The 4,462-nt window shown below is 33.1% G+C and carries 5 protein-coding genes; 1 reads left to right on the forward strand and 4 read right to left on the reverse strand.

The window, feature by feature from the left end:
* Nucleotides 1–179: 179 nt before the first annotated feature.
* On the forward strand, nt 180–1,196 hold the full coding sequence (locus tag DW981_RS14180) for a glycosyltransferase family 2 protein (protein WP_118508199.1): 1,017 nt from the start codon (nt 180–182) through the stop codon (nt 1,194–1,196).
* Between the two features lie 93 nt (nt 1,197–1,289).
* Here DW981_RS14180 and DW981_RS14185 read toward each other — a convergent pair whose 3' ends face one another.
* From DW981_RS14185 to rsmG, 4 genes are all read right to left on the reverse strand, one after another.
* Nucleotides 1,290–1,811 carry a DUF4446 family protein gene (locus DW981_RS14185; RefSeq protein WP_022024106.1) on the reverse strand — a complete coding sequence of 174 codons (522 nt, stop codon included), beginning with the start codon at nt 1,809–1,811 and terminating at the stop codon, nt 1,290–1,292.
* A 14-nt stretch (nt 1,812–1,825) separates the two neighbouring features.
* Nucleotides 1,826–2,818 (reverse strand): ParB/RepB/Spo0J family partition protein, encoded by a 993-nt coding sequence (locus tag DW981_RS14190; RefSeq protein ID WP_347474590.1) that lies wholly within the window; start codon nt 2,816–2,818, stop codon nt 1,826–1,828.
* Between the two features lie 9 nt (nt 2,819–2,827).
* A complete protein-coding gene (locus DW981_RS14195; protein ID WP_022024104.1) occupies nt 2,828–3,601 on the reverse strand; it encodes an AAA family ATPase in 774 nt (257 codons plus the stop codon).
* Nucleotides 3,602–3,800: 199 nt separating this feature from the next.
* Nucleotides 3,801–4,397: a 16S rRNA (guanine(527)-N(7))-methyltransferase RsmG gene (gene rsmG / locus DW981_RS14200; protein WP_243034779.1), complete on the reverse strand. Its 597-nt coding sequence runs from the start codon at nt 4,395–4,397 to the stop codon at nt 3,801–3,803.
* Nucleotides 4,398–4,462 lie beyond the last annotated feature (65 nt).

Genomic DNA, 4,462 nt, shown 5'->3' on the forward strand with positions numbered 1-4,462 from the left:
AACTTCGCTCATCCAAAACTTCGCTCATCCAATATAATTTCTTATTTTGTCAGAAAACTTTCAGAATTTTTTTCTTTAATAATGGGTATATTCATGTTATGATTTTACTATAGTATTGGAGAAAATTGTCGATTTTTGATAATTCTTTCTCGTGTTTTGCATAAAGAAATGAGGTAACTATGAAATTATTAACCGTTACAATACCCTGCTACAATTCGCAGGATTACATGGCAAAGGCAATAGAGTCTGCCTTACAAGGTGGCGACGATGTTGAAATTTTAGTGGTAGATGATGGATCTAAAGACGATACTCTATCTATTGCTCAACAATATGAATCCAAATATCCACATATCGTTCGTGCAATTCATAAAGAAAATGGTGGACATGGTTCTGCAGTCAATACGGGAATTGCAAACGCTACCGGACTTTATTTTAAGGTATTAGACAGCGATGATTGGTTTGACAAAACTGCTATGCTGAAGTTAATCAAATTTTTACGTCAGTCAGTAGTAGAATCTATGTCTTTGGACATGATCATTGCCAACTATGTTTATGAAAAGCCAAGTGCCCACAAGCGAAAAGCCATCAATTATAATATGGCGATTCCTAAGAATAAGATCATCACCTGGAGCGACGTAAAACATTTTCGTATGAGCCAAAACTTATTGATGCACTCGATAATTTACAAAACTAAGTTACTACGTGATTGTAACTTGCACCTTCCAGAACACACGTTCTATGTAGACAATATTTATGCATATACGCCTCTTCCATATGTTAAGAAGATGTATTATCTAAATATTGATCTTTATCGTTATTATATAGGTCGAGAAGGTCAATCTGTTAATGAAGCAATTATGACCAAACGAATCGATCAACAAATTAAAGTTACTAAATTGATGATTGATTCACAGGATTTAATGTCGATCCATGACAAGAAATTACGTAATTATATGATGAAATACCTTGCAATGATGATGATCGTCAGCTCTGCTTTATTAGTAAAATCTGGATCCCCGGATAACCTTAATAAAAGAGATGAACTTTGGCATTATTTAAAGGTCAAAAACAAGACAGTCTATCGTATTATTACACATCGCAAACTTGGACTTCCTCTTCAGTCTAAGAATAGAGCCGGTCGCAAGATTATTGTTTGGGGATATTATTTTTTCAACCGCATTTATGGTTTCAACTAGATTCTGAAGAGTAAAGCATTAAATATTATAGTATTAAATATCACAGGGTCCCTCAAATATGAGGGACCCTGTGATATAATACAATATTCTATATTAGTCTTCTATTTTATGTAATGGCTTATTTACTTTTGCCGCCTCTAAAGCTTGCTGTTCTTCCTCTGACAAAATCACAAATGCCTCTCCATTTACAACTTCTTTTGCATACGTATAGCATCCATCTTTTGTACTGTGCATCGAGTTTATAATAAAACCATTATTGTCCTCTGTCAGCAGTACCAATACAAAGCTTAACTTTCCACCAATTTCCTTGAAAGCATCATACTTTACTAATCCAATTTTCTGGTATGCTGTAGTCAATTGTTTTGTAATTTTTATTATATGTCCATTAATATTTTTAACATCATCCTGCAATTGATCAATCGCTTCAAACTTATCGGAAAATGCCTTTTCCAATGATCTGCCATTTTCTCCTTCCATAAACTGTTTATATTTTTTCCGTAGCAAATGGTTTCTGACCATCATTACAATTATCATGATCAATAGTAATAATACTACACCTGCTAAACCAATTACAACATATCCTATATCAATACCATATTGTTCAAATAAGTACATTTATTTTTCCTCCATTACTTTTGTGTGATAGCCTCAATAATTCTGTCAAAATCATCAGCAGAATAGTACTCGATTTCTATCTTTCCTTTTCCATTATTCTTTTGATTGATTTTGACTTTCGTACCAAGTTTATTTTTCAATTTTTCTTCATACTGCTCATAAATAATCTGTAATTGTTTATTTATTTCTACATCTTCTTTCTTGCTTGGCTTAGGTTCCTCTAACAATTTTTTGACCAGTTTTTCAGTTTCTCGAACTGTTAAATTTCCATCAAAAATTTGCAAAGCTGTTTCATATTGCAATTCTCCGTCTTTAATAGATAGCAATGCTCTGGCATGTCCGCTTTTTATCTTATCTTCAACAACCATTCTTCTTACACGCTCATCTAATTTTAAAAGGCGTAATGCATTTGTAATTGCAACTCGACTTTTTGACACTTTATCAGCGACTTCATCTTGTTTTAGTTTATATTCACTTATTAATCTCTGATATGCTTCTGCTTCTTCAATGGGATTCAAATCCTCTCTCTGAATATTCTCAATCAGAGCAATTTCCATAATTTCTTGGTCGGTATAGTCCTTAACAATTGCAGGAACTTTTTTTAATCCTGCTAATCTCGCAGCTCTCCATCGTCTTTCACCAGCAATAATCTGATAAAAACCCTTTTTACCTTCTTGAACAATAATTGGTTCAATCAAACCATGCTGTTTTATAGAATCTGCTAACTCTTGTAATGCATCTTCATTAAATTCTTTTCTTGGCTGATTTTCATTTGGCTCGACCTTATTGATGTCAATTTCATTCGTTTCTTTCAAAACTTCTTTGACAACTTCTTTGACAACCTTCTTTTCGTCTTTACCTGTCGAATGTTTTACTTCCGGTATTAAAACATCAATTCCTTTTCCTAATCCTCTAGCCATTTTTTCTCCATTTCTGCACTCTCTAAAATTTCTTTTAATCTTCATGTCAAGAGTACTGTTCATAAAGATTTCTGCAAAATGTTTCACGTGAAACATTTACTCCTCTTCTTTTCCTCGATTTATAACCTCATCTGCCAGGCTTCTATAACCATCTGCCCCCGCAGATTTTGGCTCATAAAGATTTATTGGAAGTCCATGACTTGGTGCTTCCGCCAATCTTACATTTCTTGGTATTATAGTTTTATAAATATTTTGATGAAGATTCTGTTTTACATTTTCAACTACCTGCAATGAAAGACAGGTTCTAGCATCATACATTGTAAAAACAACACCTTCAATTTCCAATTTATTGTTAAGACGTTCCTTAACAAGCTCAATGGTATAGATTAGTTCACTCAATCCTTCTAATGCATAATATTCACACTGGATTGGAACAAGAACCGTATCTGCTGTTGTCATTGCATTAACAGTAAGTGTATTTAAGGAAGGGGGACAATCAATAATCACAAAATCATAATTATCACGAACTTTATCAACTTCTTTTTTTAAAATAAATTCGCGATCTTCAACTCCAATTAATTCAATTTCAGCGCCTGCCAAACTACGTTCAGACGCAATTACAGAAAGACCAGGGACAATTGAAGGAGTCATAGCCTCCCAAATTGTAGTTTCATTCGTCAACAACTGATAACTTGTATGTTCCACTGTTGATTTATCAATACCCAATCCACTAGTAGTATTTCCCTGCGGATCCATGTCAATTGTTAATACTCTCTTTCCTTTTTCTGCTAGACAAGCAGACAAATTAATTGCTGTCGTTGTTTTACCAACGCCACCTTTTTGATTTGATATTGCGATTACCCTTCCCATATATTCCTCCATAGTTTTACAATTGTATTGATCAAAGTGAGCATATCTACACTACTCCTTATTTTTCATAAGGACAATATCATACTTTGCATCACCAAATAACTGAACTGCCTACACAGTTTTCTTCGGTCTTAGAAAATGTTTCACGTGAAACATTTCACCATTTAAGTATATCATATTTTTCAAAAAAGAACCACTATCAAAGTGGTTCTTTTCTTGGTTTTCCACCTTGCCGAGGATACTTTTTTGCGCATTTGTTAATTTTATCATAAATAACAAATTTTCTATCCATATCCGTATTTGGCAATTGAAAATCAATAGAAATATTCAATTTACATCCTAATATTTTCATAGCATTTTGTGCACCGGATAATTCTTCTTCCACCTTACCGGATTTATATGAAATAAATTGACCACCAACTTTTAAGAATGGCGTACAGTATTCTAACAGAGTAGACATGTTAGCCACAGCCCTTGAAACAACAAAATCAAATTTTTCACGATATTCTTCTTTACGTGATATTTCTTCAGCTCGTCCATGTATGGTAATAACATTACTCAAGTTACATAGATTGCACACTTCATTCAAAAAATTAATTCGCTTATTCAAAGAATCCAATAATACAAACGAAGTCTGCGGATTCATAATAGCAAGAGGAATTCCTGGAAATCCTGCCCCAGTTCCAATATCAATAACTTTTTTTTCATTAAAATCAGTATACTTCATGATATATATACTATCAATGAAATGTTTCAACACAACATCCTCTTTTTCTATGATTGTCGTTAAATTCATTTACTTTGTTTTTTTCCACCAAAAACGATAGTTAATCATCAAACTGTTGTAACTGTGTATCTGTT

It is taken from the genome of Clostridium sp. AM49-4BH (genome assembly GCF_003478335.1).
Lineage (GTDB): Bacteria > Bacillota > Clostridia > Lachnospirales > Lachnospiraceae > Butyribacter.